A 20285-nucleotide genomic window follows, 5' to 3' on the forward strand; every position below is an offset into this window, starting at 1 on the left:
CAGTGAATATTGAGGTTGAAGAGACGACTTGTCTTTTCAGCCTTTTTTATTTGAGTTTTTCCTGGAAGAAGATTGATTCCTCTGTCATTTCAAAGGTAAACTATGGAAAGCATAATAGTAAGTAACGCTATTTTAACGTGGGGGTATGAGCGTGAATCAACTCTTTAGTGAAATACCAGGTGCCAGCATGTGGAGCAGCGTGGAAGAGATTCATAGAGGCTGGTCCAGTGATAAAAAATATTATATTCAAACTACTGACAGTAGGGACTTGCTGCTAAGAATGTCGGATATGGTTCATTATGATAAAAAGAAACGCGAGTTTGAAGCTGTAACAAAGCTGAATCACGTGGAGAATCTGTTAATGTCCCGGCCGCTTGAATTTGGGATTTGTCATGATGGCCAATCTGTGTATTCTCTGTTCACCTGGATCGAAGGGAAAGATGCTGAAGAGATTATTCCCACGTTAACCGCAGCACAACAGTATCAACTCGGAGTTCAGGCAGGAGATGCACTAAAAAAAATGCATGAGATTCATGCGGAGCAAGATCGAGTCCCATGGGCTGAACATTATAATGCCAAAATCAACAGATATATTACAAACTATAAGTCATGCGGTATTCCCCTAAAGGGAGCAGATCAAGCCATAAGCTTTATTGAGACAAACCGCCATCTATTAGAAAATCGTCCCCAGACTTTTCAGCATGGGGATTATCATGTGGGCAATATGGTGGTTACCCCATCTGGTGAACTGGGTATCATCGATTTTAATAGAATGGATTATGGTGATCCTTGGGAGGAATTCAATAGAATTACCTGGTGTGCAGCATTAAGTCCTTTATTCGCTTCGGGCCGTATCCACGGTTATTTTAATAACCATGTACCTGATTTATTTTTTAGATTAATGGCTCTGTATATTGCAAGCAATCAGCTTTCATCGATTCACTGGGCCATTCCATTTGGCAAAGAAGAGGTAGACGATATGGTGCAACGAGCTGAAGAGGTTTTGGAAGCGTATGATTACTTTCAGACCTATATACCGAAATGGTATGTGCCCAGTTACAGCGACTTGTAAAAGCGAAGATCGCCGCTCCTGGGGAGTGACGGTCTTTTTTTAGCATTCTATTATTGTTTCTTAATCTTGTACGTAAATTCCCAAACGGCTTGATGACCAGAATAACGTCCACGGTTTTCAGTAACCGTCACTCTTAACTTAACGGTAGAACCTTTGGCAGAAACCGAGGAGACCTTTACATTCTTGGTGGCTTCGCCTTCATCAGGAATTTTGTCTTGTTCCTCAGCGTACGCATACAGCTTTATGCTACCATTCGATTTGACCTTCACCTTCACGCTGTTACCTTCACTAATGGATTGACCAGCCACCTGGGCAGCAATGGCCCATTCGTTGCCTACGTGATCGTTGGATGCCAAGGTTGCTTGTTGAAACGTAACGATATACATTGATGTTGCCGAAGCTGCGAGCGCGTACGTTCCATTGAACATCAGGGATACCACTACCAATAGAATAGCTGATGCTTTCGTCCATACTCTATTCATTCGCCTGTCTCCTTCAGTTGGATATATTGAGGGAATTCCCTCTATTCTAATTATCGTTTGCATCAAATGGAATTGTTAATGGTTGGTAAAAATAGAGTTTGACTTCTTATTGCATCACTTGTGATCTAACATGATTATGACTTGAATTTATTTAGTAGAGAAAGGGAAGGGAAAATCTGATGAAAAAAATATATAGCGAACAAGAACTCATAGATATGACTATTAAACAGCTTGAACAAACTTCAATATATGAAGAGCAGTATGAGCAATATGTAAGACGACCTTTCCGTACGGATTTTTATGATGATCTGAGCCCGTATGTGCAAGTGGGCAAGCGGGGTTATACGCTCCAGATGTATGAAAGAGGCATACAGATGCTGAACAAGCTTACGAAAGAGGAAGAGGATGTGATTTATTGGATCATCGAAGATACAATTCACATCATTGCTCATCTGAATCTGCTTCGCAAATATAAAGTGGATAACATAAATACTCATTTAAAATATACCAAGGAGATCACGAAGGAACTGACAACTGCAATGAACAAAGCATTTTATGAAATTGGAGGAATCTATCAGGAATGGCATGAAGCGAATCGAAGGGGAGCACTGGAGAACCCATTAAAGTAAAACAAAAAATAAAGAAACAGTTGACAATCACTAATATAAAATTTACACTTTTATATTAGTGATAATGATTATCAATATCACTAATTTTAAGGATGTTCTGCACTTACTATAATTCAAAGGAGATTTACAACATGCATCGTATGATGAACAAGAAATTTCACATGATTTTATGTGCACTATTCGTAGTGATTTTCGTTATTTCAGGTTGTGGGAATGCTGGCAGTTCCTCTGATTCATCTGCTAAACCCGCGTCGCCCACGAAGGAAGAGGTAAGCAGTGATTCTGATACGCGTACAGTCTCTACGGTAAAAGGAGATGTGAAGGTGCCCGCTAATCCTCAACGGGTAGTAGTGAACTGGTATGTTGGCGATGTATTTACACTAGGGATTAAGCCGGCCGCAGTAATGGGGTGGAAACAAGAAACGATGCCTTTTTACGATAAGTTTAACGACATCCCCAATATTGAAAAGTGGGAAACTGAGGAAATTATGAAGTATGATCCTGATCTCATCATTACATATGATACAAAGGATTATGATAAGCTCTCTAAAATTGCGCCTGTTCTTGTGATACCTGAGGATAAAATGACCTCCCTAGAACGTTTGAAATTTCTTGGTCAGGCCACAGGACATGAAGCAGAAGCAGACAAAGTGATTTCACTGTTTGAAAGCAAGTTGAGTCAGGCCAAAGAAAAGCTAAATTCCGACATATTCAAGGACAAAACGTTTAGCATTTTCGAGGACTGGGGCAGTGGCTCCTACGGAATATATTATGAAACAGGCTCACGTGGAGGAACGTTGCTTTACAATTATCTGGGGCTTCACAAACCGGAAAAGCTCAACACATTGGTTAAAAATTCCGGAGAGAGTCGAGGTTCTTTATCCTACGAGGTAGCTGCTGAATACTTTGGAGATTATGTCCTTTGGTTTAAGCAGGAAGGCAAGGAATCCGAATATGCGAAGACAAAAATCTGGAGCAGTATTCCAGCCGTTAAAAACGGACATATCATCGAAATTCCAGCGAAATATGCAGGACTGTTCTATTATTCGGACGTTGCTAGTATGACGGGGCAACTAGATTATATTATTAGCAAATTGCTGGAACAGACTAAGTAACGATGCATAATTGACCAACTAAGGGTGTAATCGATGTCTACTCACAAAGAACCAAATAAAAAAGGAATATTTCATTTTATAGGCTACATGATCATGGGCGTGTTCCTACTCCTGGTGGTTACCGCAGCATCTATTACCTTTGGTGCTGCGGAAATGAGCCTGAAGCTGGCGTGGGGAGCTATATTTCAGTTTGATCCCAACATTACGGAACATCAGATTATTCACACCTTGCGTTTTCCACGTACCGTGGCAGATATCATAGTAGGGTGCAGCTTGGCTGTGTGTGGGGCAATTATGCAGGGAACCACTCGTAATCCACTAGCGGATTCGGGACTCATTGGCATAAGTTCAGGCTCGACATTTGCTATTGCGTTATGTATGGCCTTTTTGCCTGGTCGCACCTACGGAGAAACTATGCTGTATTCTTGCCTAGGTGCAGCAACCACTACAGGCATTACGTATTACATCGCATCTATAGGCAAGCGAGGAATGACGCCTCAGCGACTGGTGCTGGCAGGAATGTCCATCTCCATGCTTTTTGGTGCGTTTAGTACGTTTATCGCTATTAAGTATGAGATTGGCCAAGCCCTTGATTACTGGTCTGCTGGTGGTACAGCCAGTGCCAAGTGGGGCGAATTAGCTTTCATTGCGCCACTGTTTGTAGTGGGTTTGGTCTGTGCCATCGCGCTTTCTCCCTCGATTACGATTTTGAGCTTCGGGGAGGATGTGGCATCAGGCTTGGGTATTCATGCGAATAGGATTAAGCTGTTTTCAACCTTAATTGTATTAATTTTAACAGGGTTATCGGTTATTGTGGTTGGCCCTGTTGGCTTCGTTGGTTTGATCGTGCCACACATTATGCGCCATCTGGTCGGAACGGATTATCGGTATATTATCCCGGCCTCAGCTTTGTATGGAGCAGTCTTTCTGTTGGCGGCGGATTTACTCGGACGACTGATCAATCGCCCTCACGAAACACCCCTTGGCATTATTTTTGCCTTGGTGGGCGTACCCTATTTTCTCTACCTTGTGCGCAAGCAGAGGAGGGAGTTTAGTTGAAACTGTCCCGTAATACCAGGGGGATCAGCATTATTTTACTGTTAGTAGTGCTGACGCTGCTAGTGGCTGTACTCAGTATGAATGTTGGGAAAATGAACCTTTCTCCACTCGAAGTTTTCAAGGTCATCATTGGCGAAGGAACGAGCAAACAGAACCTGATCGTGTTTGACTTTCGGCTGCCACGTATTGTGCTCTCTATATTGGTAGGTATTGGCATGGGAATATCAGGCTGTATTATGCAAAGCTTGCTCAAAAACGACATGGCCAGCCCGGGGACACTCGGCATCAGCTCAGGTTCAGGGTTATTTGTACTTATGTATATTACGTTGTTCGCTAGTGAAGGATTGCTATCGCCTATTCTTCTTCCAGGACTGGCTTTTGCAGGCGGCCTTACGGCAGCATTTTTGATTTTTATGTTTGCTTTCAGGCGGGGAAGAGACATCTCGCCTACAGGCTTAATTTTAACCGGTGTCGCTATGGGCAGTGGCTACAGTGCATTATCTCTGATGTTGACACTCCGGCTAGACAAGCAACAGTATGACTTTGCTCTGAGATGGCAGGCTGGAGACCTGTGGGGGGACGACTGGAGCTATATTATGGTGCTACTCCCGTGGGTGCTTATCATTTGCTTTTACGTTTTTTACAGGTCGAACACACTCAATACGTTGAATTTGGGGAATCAGACAGCATCGGGGCTCGGCGTAGCAATTAAAAGGGAGTTTATCGGCTTGACGATTGCTGCCGTTGCGCTCGCTTCTGGTAGCGTGGCACTTGGCGGAAATTTCTTTTTTGTAGGTATGGTCAGTCCCCATCTAGCACGCAAGCTAGTAGGCCCCAATCATAAGCTATTGTTACCTACGACGGCATTAGTTGGTGCACTCGTCATTTTGATTGCTGACACACTTACTCGGACGATTAGTTTTGGTGCAGATATTCCAACCGGAATTATTATCACCATACTGGTTACCCCTTATTTCCTCTACTTGCTGTCGAAAGCCAGTTAAACGCATAATAAAAAGACGCTAACCCATGTCCATGCAAAATATGGCTGGGTTAACGTCTTTTTTATTGTTCTTTGGGCGATTCTTCATTGTCATAACTCAATTGCCATTCAATTCCAAACTTATCTTTAAGGCTACCGTAGCATTTGCTCCAGAATGTTTCTTGAAGCTCCATGTTTACGGTCCCGCCTTCTTTTAACTTATGAAAGTACGATCGAATTTTCTCTTCGTCCTTATTGACGATAGCGAGGCTGATGTTGTTTCCGGCTACGAAAGGCATACCAGGAAAAACGTCTGAAAACATGACATTACTACCATCAATTTGAAGCCGCGTGTGCATGACCAAATTTTCGGCTTCTTCTGGTAGAGGATAATCGGGATTGGGGGGTGCTTCACCGAACGTCATGATATGTGGTTTCTCAGTCCCAAATGCCTCTGCGTAAAACTCCGCTGCTTCACGACAGTTTCCATTAAAGTTAAGATAAACATCAACAGACATGTGTTTCACTCCTTTAAGGATCATTATTTTTCCATGCTATACGACCTTATTTCATTATTTACCTGCAAACTAACAAAAATACAATAAGATCCGTTTTGCGAAAGTATTTGCGCTTAATGTGTTCAATTTTTAAAACAAATGGGCATTATGATCAAAGTAATGGTATGATAGCTTAGTTAAATCCGAACGACTAGTAATGGAGTGATCATATGGGTGGAAAAAGCAAGGGCGGCGGGACCGGCAGAGGTACAGGTAGTAAGGGTTGGACACGCTGGAACAAAACTGCGAAGCCAGTAAGGACAAAAAGCGCTTCTACAAGCGCACCGGGAAGCAAAGCGGCAGGTGGCACAAAAGGCGGCACTGCCAAACCAACAAGGAATAAAAGCGGCGGCAACAGTAGCAAATAAGCCGGGAAAGTATAAGTTGTCGTAAACGGCGAACATCTGATTAAGCAAGAACAATCAGGTGTTTTTTTAATTATTTTACTTATACTCGCATATTACAATCAGAAGCAGGTGAATCGTGAGAATTAACAAGTACATAAGTGAGACAGGATTTTGCTCACGTCGGGAAACCAATAGGTTGATTGCAGCAGGACGAATTACGATTAATGGAAATGTTTGTGAAGCGGGCGCGGAAGTAGAGCCACAGGATATCGTGCTGATTGATGGAGAAGCTATTCCGCTTAATTCCATTGAACCTGTATATTTGGCTCTGAATAAGCCTATAGGCATTGTTTGTACCGCAGCGGAGCAAGTGGCTGGCAATATTATTAGTTATGTCAATTATCCTTCACGTATTTTTGCCATTGGCAGGCTGGATAAAGCGTCAGAGGGACTCATTCTATTAACCAACGATGGAAGCATTGTCAATCAAATGATGCGTTCCGAGCATGGTCATGAGAAGGAATATATAGTGACTGTAGACAAACCTGTTACAAACGAGTTTACGCAGGCCATGTCTCGTGGCGTTGAAATATTGAACGTCATTACCAAACCGTGCAAGGTTGATCGTACGAGCGAATACGAGTTCCGCATTATTTTGACGCAGGGTCTGAACTTGCAAATTCGCAGAATGTGCAAGGCCTTGGGGTACAGGGTGCTAAAGTTGGAACGTGTTCGAATTATGAATATTACCTTGGATCATCTGGAACGTGGGCAATGGAGACATCTGGAGAGGGAGGAACTGGAGCTACTTATTTCCGAATTGAAATACTGAGAATAACAAAAGGAGCACATGGCGGATCAATCCCGCTGTGTGTTTTTTTCTACCACGCATGTCCAGGTTAACTGCGAAATAAGTAACTGTAAACTATCATTTTGCAAGCTATTAACAATAATAACTTTGCAAAAATTACATAAATATACACAGAATTATTTACCCACTTATGAACAGACTCTATAAGGTAGTTAAACAAAAATAGAGGAGAATGAAGTTATGTCACAAATGTTAGATGCACAGGCCAGAGAAAATGGAACAAAATTTTTGATTTACGCTCAAGACAAAACTGTATCTGGATTCGAAGAACCTGAAGTTGTTTACATTAACATACCGGCTGGAACAATCGAAGCAGGCCCTGAAGACGATCGATTATATGTGGTTGACGCTCTGAACAAAAAGGAGTTTGGATCTGAAGAGTCTCCTCCATTTCGTTATCGGTATGTGGGACCGCATAATCCGGCTGTTCAACCTAATTCTCAAGGTCACTTCGATCATCTGCGCCCCGGTGAGCGGGCCTTTTCCGCTGCAACGATGTATGCAACAGTTCGTCGGGTACTAGAAATATGGGAAGATTACTTTGGACGGAAAATTACTTGGCCTTGGACTTCCGATATTCCCAAGCTGCTGCTCATCCCTTTGGTAGAATTTCAGAATGCTTGGTCAAGTCCTGCTGGTTTCCTTGAATTCGGATCTCCAACTGGAGGACCAGAGAATCCGTATTGTGAAAATTTTGATGTCCTTGCTCATGAACTTGGCCATACCATAAAGAACTCAATTATTGGAATTCCCTCTCGTTCTAATCGTACCGATGAATACGACGGGCACCATGAAGCATTTGGCGATCTAGTATCCATCGTTTCCTGCTTACATTTTAATTCTGTTGTTGATCATCTTTTGAACAGTACCAAAGGTAATTTGTTCTCTAGAAACGAGTTAGCTCGCGTAGGGGAGTTGAGAAATGGGCGAGAAATTCGTTTAGCATTTAATGATAAAAAAATGCGTGGTATTAGCAGAGAAGAACACGCGTTATCAGAACCTTTTACAGGTGGAGCATTTGATATTCTGGTTGAAATTTTCCAGCGTAATTTAATTGAACGCGACCTGATTTCCCAGGAGCTTGGTGATCTTTCTTTCCATGTCGATGGTAATCAAATACCTGGAGTTCAGCAGCAATTCGCTGACAAATATCTAGGGAAAGAAGAGGAGTTTAAAGATGCCTTGCTCGATGCTCGCGATAAATTTGGCAGGTTAATGGCAACGGCTTGGAGTAAAACGTCCAAGGATCAATTACACTATGGAAAAGTTTTAGGAAATATTCTGGAGGCCGACCGACAACTTTACAACGGCAAATATGAAGGTACTATACGTGGTTGCTTTGATTGGCGGGGCATAACAACTGAAACTATGCTGGAGCCGCTGCAATTTCAAATTCATGTGGTGGACGAGTTGGTTACTGTATGACCCGAATTTATATAGCACGGCACGGGGAAACTGAAGGTATTTTGGCGAACCGGATGGAATCACGATTGGATTCACCGCTGACAGATGTGGGATTAAAACAAGCTTCTGCCTTGGAAAACAGGTTAGAGGATATACCGTTTACAAAGATCTATTCCAGCCCCAGCCAAAGAGCGGCTCGAACAGCTTCAATTATAAAAGGCAATCGAAGTATTGACATTACACTGGATGATCACTTGTACGAACTGGATATTGCGGGGTGGGACGGGCGCACCAGAGATGACGTTGCTCAAGCTGATCCTATTTTGTTTGAACAGTTTACAAACCACCCTGAGTTGTTTCACCCTGCCCAAGGAGAAAACTTTCAGGATTTGCAGAAACGGGTCATAACTTTTGTCACATCGATTCAGGTTAAACACGTTGAAGAAACGATACTGATCGTTTCTCATTCTGGCGTCATTAAAATGATTCTTGATTTTGTCGAATCTAAACCTTTGAGTGAGTATAGGAACCGTCGTAGTATTCCAAACGGAAGCTTAAGCATTGTTAGTATTGAGGAACACGGGGCGGTAGTAGAGCTTGAGGCTGATGTTCAGCATCTGCAAGATTTAATAATGGCTTAAGAATTTTCAAGCTAGATGCACTGAGAGATACAAGTCCAGTTCGAGAAGGAGAGACAGGAATATATATCCTGTCTCTTACTTCATTTCTTATGGACGAAGGTTATCATTATCTGAATAGTAATGGAATTGTATAGCAACGATAGCTTTTAATAATACTTTATATCGTATAATGTACTTAGTAGCATAAGCGAAAAAAGGGAGATGAACGATATCCATATTTCTCAATTGGATCATTTGGTTTTGACAGTTAGAAATGTGAATACAACCTGTGATTTTTATAGCCGAGTATTAGGGATGGAAGTTATCACTTTTGAAGAGGGAAGAAAGGCACTTCACTTTGGACAACAAAAAATAAACCTGCATGAAGTAAGTAAGGAGTTTGAACCAAAAGCAAAAATGCCCATGTCTGGTAGTGCTGATCTATGTTTTATAACTGACGTCCAACTATCAGATGTGATTTTCCATTTGGATAGCTGTGGAATACCTATTGAAGAAGGTCCTGTAAAGAGAACTGGCGCATTAGCTCCTATAACATCTGTTTATATAAGAGATCCTGATGGTAATCTGATCGAAATTTCGAACTATTGAATAGTGTCCCCTAACCATAGGCGCTTTCGAGTCAATAGCTTGGCCCAATGTTCAGAGCAAGAATACCGCTGTTAAAAGGTGCCTCCGGTCAGTTCAACCTTGTTGTCATAAGCTAAAAAGCTGCGGCGAGGCCCCCAGGGATGTTCGTCGTCATTCTCTTTCTAAACTGCAAGTTCCACTCACTAAAGCCCAGACCCCACATTTGTATAAACAACCGTAAACGTATATCATCCCATGATTGACGATCCCGCCGTCGATCTCCAATAGCTTAGCTCACGTACATTACCGAACACTAGCAGGCGACGTCGCCTCAGCAAAGGCGCGGGAGCGTCCTTAAGTATTATCCATTAATGGCGGAAGAAGCTTTATATAATCCTGCAATAATATACTATATGCCTTTTATCTTAAGATGTAATATTCATGAGAATACGTTAAAGGAGTTTTCCTCATGAATATTACATCTGTTTTAATTTACTGTTTTATTGCCACTTTTACACCAGGTCCAACTAATATCGTTATATTATCTACAGTCCATAATTTTGGGGCAAAAAAAGCAATGAAATATACGTATGGAGCAACTCTAGCTTTTGGTTTATTACTTGTTATTTCTGCTATATTGAATACTATGCTTATAACAATCATACCGAAAATTTTAATTGTTATGCAGATAATCGGAAGCTGTTATATGTTCTATCTCGCCTATCAAGTTTACAAAATGGATACATCCAATCCAACCGTAAACCAATCAGCTACCTTTATGTCAGGCTTCCTTATGCAGTTTCTAAATCCAAAGGTAGTACTATTTACAATGACTGTAATTCCTAGTTTTATTATGCCCCACTATATCGCAATACCTGCGGTGACGATAAGTATTGTCGCTATAACGCTTATTGGATTTTTAGCATTTATAACATGGGTTCTTTTCGGTGCAATTTTCAAGGAGTTTTTACAAAAGCATAAAAAGACTGTTAATGTAATGATGGCCTTATTTTTAGCTTATGCGGCCATAATGATATGGATGTAGGTAAGCTTGTTAGGGGTGATTGAAATGGACAAATTTATCTATAAGAAATCAGCAGGGATTACTGCATTATCAGCAAGTCTTTCTGAATTTAAGTATAAGAAGCACTCTCACATGGAGTATGCAATAGGCGTAACATTGCGTGGAATTCAAGAGTATACCTTGGATGGCAGCTTACAGTTATCCTATCAAAATGGTGTGATGCTTTTTAATCCAGAACAGGCGCATGACGGAATGGCACATAATGAGGTGGGGCTTGATTATGTCATGCTATATATTGAGCCACAATTGCTTTTAGAGATTATTGAGCACAAGGATATCGTACGGTTTTCAACGCCAATTGTGTATGACTATAGTCTTGAACAAAAAATATTAAGTCTTTCTAATGCTATCTTAAGCGAAAAAGATGAGGCTTTGTGTAGCGAATTACTTTTATCCTTGACGGATTGCCTTTTTCAAACCAATCTTTCTACAGACAATAAGAAAGAGAACGTGTTAATTCGAATAGCGAAGGATATGATTCATACCAACTTAGAACATGTACTTAAACTTGACGAGATATGTAAAGAGCTTAATTTATCGAAATTTCAGTTTATCCGATTATTCAATGCTCATACTGGAATTTCACCATACCAATACTTTCTTAACTGCAAGATCGAACGTGCAAAGCAGTTAATAGAAAAAAATAGAGATATTTATTCAGCAGTAGCAGAATGTGGTTTTGTTGATTTAACCCATTTAAATAAACACTTTAAAAGTGTATATGGAACAACAGCATTTGAATATATGTCACATTTAAATTGAGGAGGAGGGGATACGTTGAAACAAACTACAGATTTGTTGAAAATGAAGCAAAACAATGAAAAGATTGTCATGTTAACAGCCTATGACTATCCTTCTGCAAAGCTTGCAGAACAAGGGGGCGTTGACGTCATATTGGTTGGTGATTCGCTTGGAATGGTTGTTCTGGGTTACGATTCAACAATTCCAGTTACAATCGAAGACATGATTCACCACACGAAAGCTGTTAAACGAGGAGCGAAGGATACATTTATCATTACGGATATGCCGTTTTTAACCTATCATTTGTCTGTTAGAGATACATTAATCAATGCTGGGGAATTAGTTCAAGATGCCGGTGCCCATGCGGTGAAGCTGGAAGGTGCCAATGAAGTCGTCGAACATATCGCCGCCCTGACAAGAGCAGGAATTCCTGTTTGCTCCCACCTGGGGCTGACTCCGCAAACTGTTGGAGTTTTAGGCGGATATAAGGTGCAGGGAAAAGATGCATTAGCCGCTAAAAAATTGCTGGAAGATGCTAAGAAATGTGAAGCGGCTGGAGCATTTGCTCTTCTTTTGGAATGTGTTCCAAGACAACTTGCAGAAGAAGTAGCCAAAGCCCTTTCGATTCCGGTGATTGGAATTGGTGCTGGATTGGATGTGGATGCCCAGGTTCTCGTATATCATGATATTTTAGGCTATGGTGTTGAACGAGTTCCTAAGTTTGTGAAACAATACCATTCGCTGAATCCGTTTATATTGGAGTCCATTCAAGCTTATACTGCTGATGTGAAGAATAAACGGTTTCCTGAAGAAAAACATACTTTTACGATGAAGGAAGAGGAACTGAAAGTACTTTATGGAGGTAAGGCTGGTGATTCTCGGTACTGAAGATCCGATTATCCCTTATGAACACGGAAAAAGTCTGGCTAACGAAATTACAGATGCGCTTTTACTGAGTTCAATAAAACAGCGGCAGTCCAGGACTTTATTTTTCCGTCCATGGCTGCCGCTGTTTCTATTACTTGGATCAGTCTAATGTAGTATCGTTTTACTCTTTGCCATTCCTCGTTCAACTAGTGCTAGGTTCAACTAACGTTTTCCGTTAGGTAATTAGCAAAACACATAAGGGGTTATACAAAATAATGCTTGTTTTCAATAACCCATTGAGTAAATGTTCTGGTTGGCTTGCCTGTAACTTGTTCTACTGTCGGTAGAACTGTATAGGCTCCTTTAGGAGGGTTTTTCCCCATCTCTATAATAAAATATTCAATAAATTCATTGTCATAGCCTTTGCTTTTCCAATCTTGTTTTACTTGTTCTTCTGTAATTTTAACAAGATCAATGTATTTATCTATAACTACAGAAATTTGTTTAACCATACTTCTTGGAGACAATGCTTCTGGTCCTGTCAAATCATATGTCCGCTTATCATGGCCTTCTTCTGTTAGTGCCTTTACTGCGACATCAGCGATATCAGCTTCATGAATTCTAGCGCTTAAACTATCGGGGAAAGCCGTACGAATAAGTCCTTCTTTTTGGATTGATTCTGTCCAACCACTGTAAAGTGCATTTTTCATAAATTCCACTGGCTTTAATAAAGTCCATTCCATTCCGCTATTTTTAATAACGTCCTCAATTGGGTTCCCTTCAAAATCTATCAGGGCTACAATTCTTGCAACATTAGCTTGTTTTGCCATCTGAATAATTCTTTTGTTTTTTATAAATTTTTCGTCCGTTTGTTCACTCTGAGTGATCAGGAACAAGCTATCTATAGTATGGAGATGTGCTTTTATAGTTTCGGGAATATCAAGATCACCTAGAACTACTTGTGCTCCTTTAGGCAAGTTGCTTTCCTTCCTTGATAATGCCTTTACTTCTATATCTTTTGCAAGTAGTTGTTCAACAATACGACTTCCCACACTTCCTGTTGCTCCTGTAACTAGAACTTTCATTCCTTATATCCTCCCAAGATTAATTATTTAGGTATTACTTTCGATTAGATACTCCTCATGGTCTACTGCTATTTGAAGGTTACTTGGTTATAATAAAGTGTGGTGTAGCACCATAGTCAAGGAGGGATTTCATGGAGAATAATGTTCAAACTCATTTAACGTCAGGACAATTTGCAAAAGTAATGGGTATTAGCAAGGATACTTTATTTCACTATGATCGACTTGGAATTCTTTCTCCTGAATTTAAAGCTGAAAATGGGTATAGATATTATTCAATTAATCAAATTGATGTTTTTAAAGTGATTTCAATACTTAAAGAATTAGAAATGCCATTAAAAGAGATAAAAGAGTATTTAAATAAAAGGTCACCTCAGGAGCTCATTGTCCTACTTGGGAAAGAAGAGGCAATGCTGAATTCAAAAATTAAACAACTGCAAAAAATGAAAAGTATAATATCAGAGAAGAAACGTATTACCCAAGCAGCAACTGAGATCATTTCAACTGATATTATTATTGAGGAAAAAAAGAAGGAGTTTTTGGTAGTAACAGAGGCTGATCCTTACACAAATGATAAAAGCATTTACGATTCTATGATAAAACACGAAAAGTACTTGAACATTTATAGTATTGATGCTTCCCATACAGTAGGCTGGATGAGAGATACTAAAAGAGTCTTAGCAAATGAAACATTCAATTATGATTATCTTTTTACTAGAGTTAGTAAAAAATCAAATTATTCAAATTTCAAGCGAGAAAAAGGAACATATTTAATCGCGTACCATACAGAAGGATACTCGAGCGTATGTGACACTTATGATCGAATAATAAATTATGCTAAAGATAAGAGCATAGAATTACAGGGGTTTTTTTATGAGGATGTTTTGTTAGATGATCTTTCAGTTAGAGGTTATGAAGAGTATTTAATTAAGATCTCTGTTCAAATTTTAACCATCCATGCATCCCAATAAAACAGCTTCCTCGCTGTAGTGAATGCCTAATGTCTGTTGAGCCGTACTTACTACTATTAATTGGGGTGATCTACAGGTCGCAAGAGATAATAAATGCAAGCATTCAAAAAAACATCTTGAAAATAGTACCATATCGAACTATAATTTTAGTACGACATGGTACTTTTTTTGAAAAAATGGAGGTGCAAATGAGAATTATAAAAGGAAGATCTGTTTTTTTATCAGCATCAATAGATGCATTGCTGGCTAGAATAGTTTCAAGAAAACACAGGGAATCTGAGGTTGATACTTTAACAGCAACACAAGCAAGGATTTTGTTTTATCTTTGGACAAAAGACGAAATACCTATACATGAAATCTCAAGGATTACCAATCTTCAAAAGTCAACTTTAACGAGTATATTAACTAAGTTGGAAAAAGCAGGACATATCAGTTTTATGCCTTGCCAAACAGACAAACGGAAAACAATAGTTAAAGTAGTGAATAGAAATGAAAATCTAGTGGAATTGAACAAAAAAATTATTGATGAAGTCGGAGAGATTTTTTACAAGGGATTTAGCGAGGATGAAATAGCATTGTATCAAAGTTTCTTAATAAGAACTTTAGATAACCTGATAGAATGCGAGAATGAAAAAAAGTGAGAATCCTAATTCAAATCAAATGATTCCAGACCAGTATCAATAATATATTCAAGGAGAGAGAGTATGAATAAAAAACTAAGAATTGTATCCTTCGCACTTTTAGCAACATTGGTTTTTGCCACACAAAAGGAAAGTTTCGCAGCAGCTGAAAGTCCTCCTACAGATGTTATTAGTATGGCTCCTACCTATAAAGATGTGGTGTATGCAACCGTAACTAATGACGATGGAAAGAAAAAAGAGTTAAAAATGAACATCTTCAAGCCGGAGGGTGTAACCGAAGCAACTCCTGTCTTGGTGTATGTTCATGGAGGAGGATGGCTTATAGGGGACTATCAGGGCGATGATGCTCCTAAAGATGCAAAAAAGAAAACAGCCGCACCACCAAATCGACCATCACAAATGACAGGTAGAGCCACAGATCAAGTGGCTACAGATTCAGCATACCAAGTTTTTAAAAAAGTATTAGAGGATAAAATCACTTTCGTTTCCATAGATTATCGGCTAAGTGGCGAAGCTATTTTCCCGGCTCCAATGTATGATGTTAAGGGCAGTATCAGATATCTGCGTGCACATGCCAAGGAATACGGTATTGATCCAGAAAAAATTGTAGTTGCAGGAAATTCTGCAGGTGGACATCTGGCTACCGAACTCGCTGTTACCAGTGATATAAAAGAGCTTGAAGGTGATGTTGGGGGCAATCTTGAGTATTCAAGCAAAGTAATGGCTGCAGTTGATTTTTACGGTCCAACAGATATGTTTACCATGGGACCTGAGATGGACCCAACCCTGCAATCTCCTGAGGAGGCAGCCGAAACACATGACTCTCCACGAGCAGCTGAAGCCAAACTTCTTGGATTTGATAAAGAAGGACAAGGTGTGGCAGTCCTGAGAGATATTCGGGATAAAAAACAAACCAATTCTCCTTATTGGGAAAAAGTAAAGTTGGCAGAATTGGCAAGTCCTATAAATTATGTATCTTCAGATGATCCACCAATGTTTATTGCACATGGAGGACGTGACAGTTTAGTATCTATTCAACAAAGTTGGAGACTTAGAGATGCTCTTAACCATACTGGAGTAGAAAATATTTTTATGTCTAACTCTAAAGCACCTCACGGAGGCCAGGGTGAAGATGTCAATAATGCAGCTATAACTTGGGTAACAAAAAAATTGCTTAATAAATGAGCTATTCTAAATATTCATGTTATTTTATTAAAAAAAGGGAGCCCCATTTATGGCGGTTCCCTTACCCATTGGATATCAAGATGAAATTGTTGCTTGAACGGAAGATGCCGACCGAACAATAGGATCAGATAATTTTGTAGCGGAAAATGCTCATATGTGAGATGTCATGATGATTTTAGAACTCTATCCTGAGGGGTAGGGCTTTTTTTGGTTTGTTCTATTTAATAAATAGTCTGTGCTTGTTTGGTGGAAATTGGCCAGTAGTCCTTCAATTATTCCTAGTGAAATATTCGCTAAAATTCAATATTGATATTTCCAATAGGATATTCTTATTTTTAGAGAACAAAATGCATCTACGGATTCCGAAATTTACGCAAAGTCTGTATCAAGAAGGAGAAGATGAAATGAGTATCTTGGAGGATTTATATTACGGAAAATGGTATCCAAGTGAACGAATCAAACCGAAGAACCCTGAACTTGAACTAACTCATCAGAAAATATCCGCTTCTATGGAGACTCTAAAAGCAAGATTGCCAGAACAAGATTATAAGTTAATTGAAGAACTATCTGATTTAAATGATGTCTTAATTTCTATATTATCTGCTTCGGATTATATTTCTGGGTACAAAACGGGAGTTTTGATGATGGTAGAAATATTTGATGGGAAAAATTATCGAAACTAAGGTATACCTTTGTAAAGTAAAGGGAAAGAAAACTTTTACAGAATAGAGTTAAAAGGCAAGGGCCGGACGCTATAGCGTACCGGCTTATTTAATATAAGACGGTTGTTAATCTTATGATCATATAACTGAAATAAGATATATTTTCATGAATATTCAGCAGAAGATGAGGAGTTATAGAGGTGCTTTTTTATAACAAAGAAGAAGCTGTATTTGATAAATATAAGTCAGAGGTCATAGGTTTAAGTCTTCTTATTCTTTTAACAATTAGGAGTAGAGATGGTTTTCCATAAATTTGAATAATGTTATTATGTCTGAACGAACCTAAACCGAGGTAAATTATGACAACAATTAAAGTGACACCTGAACAACTTATATCCGTCTCTAAGAAATTTGAGCTTGCGCAGCAAACGGCGATGCAAATGAATAGTCAGTTATCGCATCAAATTTCGTTTATGGAACGATTTTGGGAGGGTATAACAAAGGAGCAATTCTATTATAGATTCCAAACATCTCAGAAGAATATGAATGACTTTGTTACACTGACAGAATCTATTGCAAGAGAACTGCGTCATCATGCTGAAAAATTCAGATTAGCTGATCTGATGGAAGCAAGCAATATTGATGTGGGTTGTTTACCTCCTCCACCTAATACGTGTGCTGTTCCTACTCCAGATACACGAAATGCATTTCAGAAATCGGCAGATAGCCTAACTGAACTGGGTCAGGACTTTGTAAACGCTAATTCGGTACGTTATGAGAAGAAATTTAATTCAGTCTGGAGCTTCCTAGATTATATGTCGTACGGCATTCCGAAGGGAATGTATCAAGGGTACGTGGAACGGGCAGCTAAACAAAACGATTCATGGAATGACATGCTCAATTTCGGTACATTTGGAGTATCGGGCATGATTCAGGGAGCATTTAATCCCACAAATGCATGGTCAAAAGAACACTGGGCTAATATGATCGGTACAGCAGGATTATTTGGAGGAGTAAGTTCAGTAATCAAACCCAAGATTAGTTTGAAAACATCTATTAAGTATGAGGGAGCAGTGGACTTACGACAAATTTCTTCGGACGGGTTGCGTAATGAATTGCCATTAACAGATGTCCAGAAAACGGAGATTATCCAGTATACTAAATCGTTGGATTTTCCCGAAGATAATATAATAATGAGTAGACCTGGTTTTTATGATGATTGGAATACAGGTATGATGTACGATAGATTTATTATAATACAGATGTATTACCAGCAGAGCATACAGGAGTTGGAACCTTAAGTGCTAACTCGCGTGTGTCAGCCAAGGCAACGATTGCACATGAAATTGTGGGACACTATGAGGCATATAAGGCAGGGAGAGCATTTGAATTATATGATGTTACTCCAGATGCATTTAAAAGAAATTTTGCTCTAGATGAAGCCCAAGCTAGTATAAGAGCTGCAAGGTTCGCTCCCGATTTAACATCAATAGAAAGGATGACGCTACTGAGGGATGCCATAACCCGATTAAAAAGTGCTGATTTGCGTATACGTGATGTTAAGGGAGAACTTTATATTGAAGAACGATAAAGGGGCAACGTTTAAAATGGAAAAAATAATGGATGTTAGTTTAACTTTTGAGTCAAAAGATGAAGGTACAATTATAGTAGGAACAAACAAAGGATTAGACCATTTAACCTACCCAGAAATAAAAAAAATGATAGGTAATAAAATTCTTATTAAATATGCAAATCAAAATGAAATGGTATTAAGCGTTAGCTCTGTTCAAATTTCAACTTCAATGGCTGAAAAGAAGAATATTGGAATATGCATTGGTAAGTTAGCATCTCCTGATCTTGTTCAAGTGGGGGCAAGTATTTACAGTTTGGAACATTAATTAATATCTGTTTAAAGGAGGAATAAAATGAATATAGTAAAAAAATTGAAGAAGGAAAATGTTCAATAGATGAGTTAGAAAATTTGCTAGAAGAAAAGAACCCCATAGTTTTATATCATGCAATGACACATATCGGAAAAGAAGGCATTCGTATTGAGGAAATATTTAAAAAATTAAATGGATTATCTTTAAAAAGGGAACATCAAGATAAGCTGTTAGGCCATTATAAGTTGGGAGACTTAGCAATAGCTACTATGATAAAACTTGGAGAAAAAGAAGATGAGATAACTGGGTTTAAGTTATTAGATGAATTTGAAAAAAAAGATGGTTTTCCGTTTATTTGAAGAAATCGAATGGTAATGCCTCTTGTCCATCTGGATAAATGTACTCAGTTAAAAACTTATTTCACCTCGAACGCTGAGGAGAAATAAGTTTTTTTATATCTAAATGGAGAAAAAACAAATGAACAGGATGCTTAATCAAGCTGTAGTGCTTTCGTCTCAATTTATTTTAAGAGTTTAGATTAAGTCCAGAATCGTCGGAAATGTGGATCTAGAGGAATCTACTTAGAAGTGGGAAAGTCCACCATAGATGAGTAAAGGATATTACGGAGTATTGGTGGATGAACGCTAGCTGTATTTTTCTTCAATAAAGGAATTGTTTAATATTGAGCTAGTTGCTTACGAGATTGGAGAACCTAAACCCCGAACGTTTTCCAAGGCAAGAGATATGTGAGCGGACTGATCGTTCATAACGAATAGGGAACTAATGATATTTTTTACGACCATCAGCGTCATTGCTTAGAAAAGAATATACCTTTTGGTTTTAATACTACATATAAAAAAAGTGTGGAAAGGGCAAGAAATAAAGAGGAGGCTCGAATAAAAATAGAGAATGCAAATGCAAATTTATTGCTAATTTAAGGTCATCAAGATAATATTTGGAATACTAACGAGGCATGTGTAGAAATAATGAGTATTTTGAAAAAAAACAATTATAAATACAAATACAATCTTTTAGACTATAAGGATTTAGGTCACTCATTACCATTACCGTTTATTATACCTTTAAGCGAAACATTGAACTTAAAAATGGGTGGAGGCGTTTTTACTTGTGGGGGTACTTTAAAAGGAAATTCTTTTGGTCAATCAGATTCTTGGCAGAAAACAATAGAATTTTTTATGAATTAGGGCGTGTCTTCAACTCAGGCAAGCCAGACCATAATGGTTGCCAAGGCCAAAAAAGACTTGAATGTACACGCCAATTTATCATAGTGAGTCGTCAGATGACGATAAATTCTTTACTTTATTAAAGAAGCATTCCACCAAATAACGTTTTTTTGTAAACGTCCTGATCATATTTTAGGGTGACTCGGCGATTTTTCTTTCCGGGAATCACTGGAATAGCCTGTTATTCCTTCAAAAACAT

General features: G+C 39.0%; 23 protein-coding genes and 2 pseudogenes. 22 read left to right on the forward strand and 3 right to left on the reverse strand.

The genetic code is table 11. The features are described from left to right. Positions 1 to 151: 151 nt before the first annotated feature. Positions 152 to 1072 carry an aminoglycoside phosphotransferase family protein gene (locus KAI36_RS11825; protein ID WP_220027822.1) on the forward strand — a complete coding sequence of 307 codons (921 nt, stop codon included), beginning with the start codon at positions 152 to 154 and terminating at the stop codon, positions 1070 to 1072. Positions 1073 to 1122: 50 nt separating this feature from the next. Here the strand turns inward: KAI36_RS11825 and KAI36_RS11830 are convergent, their stop codons facing one another. Further along, a complete protein-coding gene (locus KAI36_RS11830; RefSeq protein ID WP_220027823.1) occupies positions 1123 to 1554 on the reverse strand; it encodes a hypothetical protein in 432 nt (143 codons plus the stop codon). A gap of 179 nt (positions 1555 to 1733) precedes the next feature. On the opposite strand from KAI36_RS11830, the gene KAI36_RS11835 reads away from it, so the two are divergent. The 4 genes from KAI36_RS11835 (at position 1734) to KAI36_RS11850 (ending at position 5361) form a co-directional block, all read left to right on the forward strand. After that, positions 1734 to 2183, forward strand: a complete 450-nt coding sequence (locus tag KAI36_RS11835) for an Imm63 family immunity protein (protein WP_220027824.1) — start codon at positions 1734 to 1736, stop codon at positions 2181 to 2183. 131 nt (positions 2184 to 2314) lie between these two features. Then, the gene (locus tag KAI36_RS11840) at positions 2315 to 3298 is read left to right on the forward strand and encodes an ABC transporter substrate-binding protein (RefSeq protein ID WP_220027825.1); all 984 of its coding nucleotides are present in this window, start codon (positions 2315 to 2317) and stop codon (positions 3296 to 3298) included. A gap of 33 nt (positions 3299 to 3331) precedes the next feature. Beyond that, the gene (locus tag KAI36_RS11845; protein WP_220027826.1) at positions 3332 to 4357 is read left to right on the forward strand and encodes a FecCD family ABC transporter permease; all 1026 of its coding nucleotides are present in this window, start codon (positions 3332 to 3334) and stop codon (positions 4355 to 4357) included. Continuing rightward, positions 4354 to 5361 carry a FecCD family ABC transporter permease gene (locus KAI36_RS11850; protein WP_023988496.1) on the forward strand — a complete coding sequence of 336 codons (1008 nt, stop codon included), beginning with the start codon at positions 4354 to 4356 and terminating at the stop codon, positions 5359 to 5361. The genes KAI36_RS11845 and KAI36_RS11850 overlap by 4 nt, the downstream gene beginning before the upstream one ends. 61 nt (positions 5362 to 5422) lie before the next feature. On the opposite strand, the gene KAI36_RS11855 is transcribed toward KAI36_RS11850, so the two are convergent. Then, entirely contained in the window at positions 5423 to 5857 is a 435-nt protein-coding gene (locus KAI36_RS11855) for a VOC family protein (RefSeq protein WP_220027827.1), read from the reverse strand. A 209-nt stretch (positions 5858 to 6066) separates the two neighbouring features. On the opposite strand from KAI36_RS11855, the gene KAI36_RS11860 reads away from it, so the two are divergent. The 9 genes from KAI36_RS11860 to KAI36_RS27695 all read left to right on the forward strand — a co-directional run bounded on the left by KAI36_RS11860 (position 6067) and on the right by KAI36_RS27695 (position 12587). After that, a complete protein-coding gene (locus tag KAI36_RS11860; protein WP_013310240.1) occupies positions 6067 to 6264 on the forward strand; it encodes a DUF3934 family protein in 198 nt (65 codons plus the stop codon). A gap of 115 nt (positions 6265 to 6379) precedes the next feature. Next, positions 6380 to 7075, forward strand: a complete 696-nt coding sequence (locus KAI36_RS11865) for a pseudouridine synthase (protein ID WP_220027828.1) — start codon at positions 6380 to 6382, stop codon at positions 7073 to 7075. 219 nt (positions 7076 to 7294) lie between these two features. After that, entirely contained in the window at positions 7295 to 8539 is a 1245-nt protein-coding gene (locus KAI36_RS11870; protein WP_220027829.1) for a gluzincin family metallopeptidase, read from the forward strand. Then, positions 8536 to 9159 carry a histidine phosphatase family protein gene (locus KAI36_RS11875; protein WP_220027830.1) on the forward strand — a complete coding sequence of 208 codons (624 nt, stop codon included), beginning with the start codon at positions 8536 to 8538 and terminating at the stop codon, positions 9157 to 9159. Before KAI36_RS11870 ends, KAI36_RS11875 begins: the two co-directional genes overlap by 4 nt. Positions 9160 to 9384: 225 nt before the next feature. Continuing rightward, positions 9385 to 9747 carry a VOC family protein gene (locus tag KAI36_RS11880; RefSeq protein ID WP_258297988.1) on the forward strand — a complete coding sequence of 121 codons (363 nt, stop codon included), beginning with the start codon at positions 9385 to 9387 and terminating at the stop codon, positions 9745 to 9747. A 448-nt stretch (positions 9748 to 10195) separates the two neighbouring features. Next, the gene (locus tag KAI36_RS11885; RefSeq protein WP_220027832.1) at positions 10196 to 10771 is read left to right on the forward strand and encodes a LysE family translocator; all 576 of its coding nucleotides are present in this window, start codon (positions 10196 to 10198) and stop codon (positions 10769 to 10771) included. Between the two features lie 24 nt (positions 10772 to 10795). Continuing rightward, entirely contained in the window at positions 10796 to 11572 is a 777-nt protein-coding gene (locus KAI36_RS11890) for an AraC family transcriptional regulator (protein WP_220027833.1), read from the forward strand. A gap of 15 nt (positions 11573 to 11587) precedes the next feature. After that, positions 11588 to 12439, forward strand: coding sequence for a 3-methyl-2-oxobutanoate hydroxymethyltransferase (panB, locus tag KAI36_RS11895; protein WP_220027834.1), 852 nt, complete (start codon positions 11588 to 11590; stop codon positions 12437 to 12439). Then, positions 12423 to 12587, forward strand: coding sequence for a hypothetical protein (locus tag KAI36_RS27695; RefSeq protein ID WP_481856518.1), 165 nt, complete (start codon positions 12423 to 12425; stop codon positions 12585 to 12587). The genes panB and KAI36_RS27695 overlap by 17 nt, the downstream gene beginning before the upstream one ends. A 94-nt stretch (positions 12588 to 12681) precedes the next feature. Here the strand turns inward: KAI36_RS27695 and KAI36_RS11905 are convergent, their stop codons facing one another. Then, positions 12682 to 13503: an NAD(P)H-binding protein gene (locus KAI36_RS11905; protein WP_220027835.1), complete on the reverse strand. Its 822-nt coding sequence runs from the start codon at positions 13501 to 13503 to the stop codon at positions 12682 to 12684. 131 nt (positions 13504 to 13634) lie between these two features. Between KAI36_RS11905 and KAI36_RS11910 the strand changes: the two genes are divergently transcribed. The 8 genes and pseudogenes from KAI36_RS11910 to KAI36_RS27220 all read left to right on the forward strand — a co-directional run. Beyond that, a complete protein-coding gene (locus tag KAI36_RS11910) occupies positions 13635 to 14471 on the forward strand; it encodes a MerR family transcriptional regulator (RefSeq protein WP_025718964.1) in 837 nt (278 codons plus the stop codon). 188 nt (positions 14472 to 14659) lie between these two features. Further along, positions 14660 to 15112, forward strand: coding sequence for a MarR family winged helix-turn-helix transcriptional regulator (locus tag KAI36_RS11915; protein ID WP_025718962.1), 453 nt, complete (start codon positions 14660 to 14662; stop codon positions 15110 to 15112). Positions 15113 to 15175: 63 nt separating this feature from the next. Beyond that, entirely contained in the window at positions 15176 to 16297 is a 1122-nt protein-coding gene (locus KAI36_RS11920; RefSeq protein WP_220027836.1) for an alpha/beta hydrolase, read from the forward strand. A 404-nt stretch (positions 16298 to 16701) separates the two neighbouring features. After that, positions 16702 to 16980, forward strand: coding sequence for a DUF6809 family protein (locus KAI36_RS11925; RefSeq protein ID WP_220027837.1), 279 nt, complete (start codon positions 16702 to 16704; stop codon positions 16978 to 16980). 338 nt (positions 16981 to 17318) lie between these two features. Continuing rightward, a pseudogene (locus tag KAI36_RS11930) lies at positions 17319 to 18550 on the forward strand (WXG100 family type VII secretion target). Next, positions 18537 to 18857, forward strand: coding sequence for a hypothetical protein (locus tag KAI36_RS11935; protein WP_258297994.1), 321 nt, complete (start codon positions 18537 to 18539; stop codon positions 18855 to 18857). The pseudogene KAI36_RS11930 and the gene KAI36_RS11935 overlap by 14 nt, the downstream one beginning before the upstream one ends. An 83-nt stretch (positions 18858 to 18940) precedes the next feature. Continuing rightward, a complete protein-coding gene (locus KAI36_RS11940) occupies positions 18941 to 19201 on the forward strand; it encodes a hypothetical protein (protein WP_258382283.1) in 261 nt (86 codons plus the stop codon). Positions 19202 to 19792: 591 nt separating this feature from the next. Then, positions 19793 to 20047 (forward strand): annotated as a pseudogene (locus KAI36_RS27220) (acyl-CoA thioester hydrolase/BAAT C-terminal domain-containing protein); the annotation flags it as partial. Positions 20048 to 20285: the final 238 nt, after the last annotated feature.

Origin of the sequence: Paenibacillus sp. S02, from assembly GCF_019454065.1 — a bacterium.
In the GTDB taxonomy this organism is placed as follows: domain Bacteria; phylum Bacillota; class Bacilli; order Paenibacillales; family Paenibacillaceae; genus Paenibacillus; species Paenibacillus polymyxa_B.

Excerpts from the sequence above, each read along its gene's own strand:
- KAI36_RS11920 (WP_220027836.1), top strand. The coding sequence starts at position 15,176 with ATGAATAAAAAACTAAGAATTGTATCCTTCGCACTTTTAGCAACATTG.
- KAI36_RS11830 (WP_220027823.1), bottom strand. The coding sequence starts at position 1,554 with ATGAATAGAGTATGGACGAAAGCATCAGCTATTCTATTGGTAGTGGTA.
- KAI36_RS11885 (WP_220027832.1), top strand. The coding sequence starts at position 10,196 with ATGAATATTACATCTGTTTTAATTTACTGTTTTATTGCCACTTTTACA.
- KAI36_RS11835 (WP_220027824.1), top strand. The coding sequence starts at position 1,734 with ATGAAAAAAATATATAGCGAACAAGAACTCATAGATATGACTATTAAA.
- KAI36_RS11845 (WP_220027826.1), top strand. The coding sequence starts at position 3,332 with ATGTCTACTCACAAAGAACCAAATAAAAAAGGAATATTTCATTTTATA.
- KAI36_RS11870 (WP_220027829.1), top strand. The coding sequence starts at position 7,295 with ATGTCACAAATGTTAGATGCACAGGCCAGAGAAAATGGAACAAAATTT.
- KAI36_RS11915 (WP_025718962.1), top strand. The coding sequence starts at position 14,660 with ATGAGAATTATAAAAGGAAGATCTGTTTTTTTATCAGCATCAATAGAT.
- KAI36_RS11855 (WP_220027827.1), bottom strand. The coding sequence starts at position 5,857 with ATGTCTGTTGATGTTTATCTTAACTTTAATGGAAACTGTCGTGAAGCA.
- KAI36_RS11875 (WP_220027830.1), top strand. The coding sequence starts at position 8,536 with ATGACCCGAATTTATATAGCACGGCACGGGGAAACTGAAGGTATTTTG.
- KAI36_RS11840 (WP_220027825.1), top strand. The coding sequence starts at position 2,315 with ATGCATCGTATGATGAACAAGAAATTTCACATGATTTTATGTGCACTA.
- KAI36_RS11910 (WP_025718964.1), top strand. The coding sequence starts at position 13,635 with ATGGAGAATAATGTTCAAACTCATTTAACGTCAGGACAATTTGCAAAA.
- KAI36_RS11925 (WP_220027837.1), top strand. The coding sequence starts at position 16,702 with ATGAGTATCTTGGAGGATTTATATTACGGAAAATGGTATCCAAGTGAA.
- KAI36_RS11905 (WP_220027835.1), bottom strand. The coding sequence starts at position 13,503 with ATGAAAGTTCTAGTTACAGGAGCAACAGGAAGTGTGGGAAGTCGTATT.
- KAI36_RS11890 (WP_220027833.1), top strand. The coding sequence starts at position 10,796 with ATGGACAAATTTATCTATAAGAAATCAGCAGGGATTACTGCATTATCA.
- KAI36_RS11860 (WP_013310240.1), top strand. The coding sequence starts at position 6,067 with ATGGGTGGAAAAAGCAAGGGCGGCGGGACCGGCAGAGGTACAGGTAGT.